We start from the raw sequence: 1,718 nt of genomic DNA, 5'->3' as shown, positions 1-1,718 counted from the left end.
CGATTAAGAAAAAGCTGGTATGTACCGCAAATGCGTATCCAACTTCAAAAACTACAGGAGCAAGTGACAAATAAGAATGATCTGTGAGGAACTTTAAGAAAAAGGGAGTGGAGAAATCTTGATACATCAATATGAATTAAACTTTTCAGTGATGTATAGTGGCAAGGTAACAGACTCACAATCTACGATTATTCCAGCAAGTTCTTTAGAGGAAGCAAATGAAAAATTAGAGTCGGAAGTAAAGCGACGATTAGGAAAATGTAGTATAAAAGTGTATTCCGCAAGTTTATTTGTTTCAGAGGAAGTTCAATATACAGTCTTACAAAAGTGAAAATCAATATCGTGCATAAAAAGGATGAAATGAATATGTTATGCCCAGTATGTATCAAAAGAGGAGAAAGGGAAGTTGAAATGATCCCAATGTATGACGAACATCCAAATTGGATTCTTTTTTGCAGGAAATGAGATCATCGACATGAAAATGAAGAAGTAAGTCCTCTTCCTTATTGAAAGTAATAAATCGAAAAGTCTTATTTCTGCAGCAAGACTTTTTTGTTATTTTGTGGGGCTTTTTTCACATGAAAATTCCTATTGTAAAAGGGTATTAAGTTGCCGTTTTGAGAGGTGTCTTTTTCTTTTAAAAAGCGGACTGAACATCTAGGTTAAACATTGTTGTTATAATGTTCTTAAGGAAAGCAGGTATATGTGCATAAGTTATGCACCCTAAAATAGACTTAAGCACATATGTCTAGGTATGTGTGCTTAAGTCTATGTGACTATCGTTATGTGACCGATGGAGAGATTTTCAAAGTTATGGAGCATGAAAAATCTATTTTGGATACAAAACATAAGAAAATTGTACTTCTGCTGATTGAAATGGCTAGATTATATGATGAAATGGATCATTCAAGTGGTTGGAAGTGTGTTGGGATGGGAGTGGATTTTCTGTTATGATAGAAAAATCAATGAATCAGCGAGGTGAAAGTAATGATTTTTTTATTTCGATTTGATGTGATAGACAAGGGAATGGATTTTATTCTGAATGAAGAAATAGCAAAAGACATGTATCCTGATTTGGAAGAAATGCTCCGTGATTTAGTGAGATCTTTATGCTCAATGCTTGAATACTATAAAGTCTATAACAAAGAGAAAACCATCTTTTCAGGAGTCATTCACGATAATGGGGAAGCGGAGGTTACACTCAGTAAGGGTTTGGGAAAATACATTGATCCATATACCAAGAATCAAATTATCTTTGATCATGGAAAACTTATTACTGAACTTTGTACCACAATCATGGATCGGAGATCAGCAGAAGCCCAATTAAAAGGAGAACGATGGTAGATCATAGTTCTATTTTCATAAAAAAGTTTGATTAAATTGCAAGGACTGATAAGTGGTGAGTAGTTCAATGAAATACGTGTTAGAAAAGTTTTATACATACGTAGAAAAATAAAGCACTCATGGCTAATTTGTTGTATACTAAAGAAGCTCAAGCAAGAACTATATTATGCGGTTTTAGGCATAAAAAAACGTCTTTTATCAGCACATAAAAGACGTTTTTTATTTGAACATTATTAACATAGCATGTCTTATGAGTAGTAAGACATGCTACTTTCAGAAAATGTGCTGATTGTGAAACGTATATTATCCCTACATAGCTTGTTGCACAAACAGAATCCGCAAGTATATCATATCATAAATCAATGATGAAAAAG

At 33.4% G+C, this 1,718-nt stretch carries 3 protein-coding genes; all 3 read left to right on the top strand.

Features of this window, described 5'->3' with window-relative positions:
• Positions 1–118 precede the first annotated feature (118 nt).
• The 3 genes from ACQGS6_RS27920 to ACQGS6_RS27910 all read left to right on the top strand — a co-directional run bounded on the left by ACQGS6_RS27920 (position 119) and on the right by ACQGS6_RS27910 (position 1,344).
• Positions 119–331, top strand: a complete 213-nt coding sequence (locus ACQGS6_RS27920; protein ID WP_043939415.1) for a hypothetical protein — start codon at positions 119–121, stop codon at positions 329–331.
• 413 nt (positions 332–744) lie between these two features.
• Positions 745–954, top strand: a complete 210-nt coding sequence (locus ACQGS6_RS27915) for a hypothetical protein (protein ID WP_176330652.1) — start codon at positions 745–747, stop codon at positions 952–954.
• Between the two features lie 33 nt (positions 955–987).
• The gene (locus ACQGS6_RS27910; protein ID WP_072193096.1) at positions 988–1,344 is read left to right on the top strand and encodes a hypothetical protein; all 357 of its coding nucleotides are present in this window, start codon (positions 988–990) and stop codon (positions 1,342–1,344) included.
• Positions 1,345–1,718 lie beyond the last annotated feature (374 nt).

Source organism: Bacillus sp. GMs2/2 (assembly GCF_050172095.1).
GTDB lineage: Bacteria > Bacillota > Bacilli > Bacillales > Bacillaceae_G > Bacillus_A > Bacillus_A cereus.
This window is presented reverse-complemented; position numbering and strand designations above follow the sequence as displayed.

What these genes read in the sequence shown, in the direction of transcription:
- ACQGS6_RS27915 (WP_176330652.1), top strand. Translation starts at nt 745, where the DNA reads ATGTCTAGGTATGTGTGCTTAAGTCTATGTGACTATCGTTATGTGACC.
- ACQGS6_RS27910 (WP_072193096.1), top strand. Translation starts at nt 988, where the DNA reads ATGATTTTTTTATTTCGATTTGATGTGATAGACAAGGGAATGGATTTT.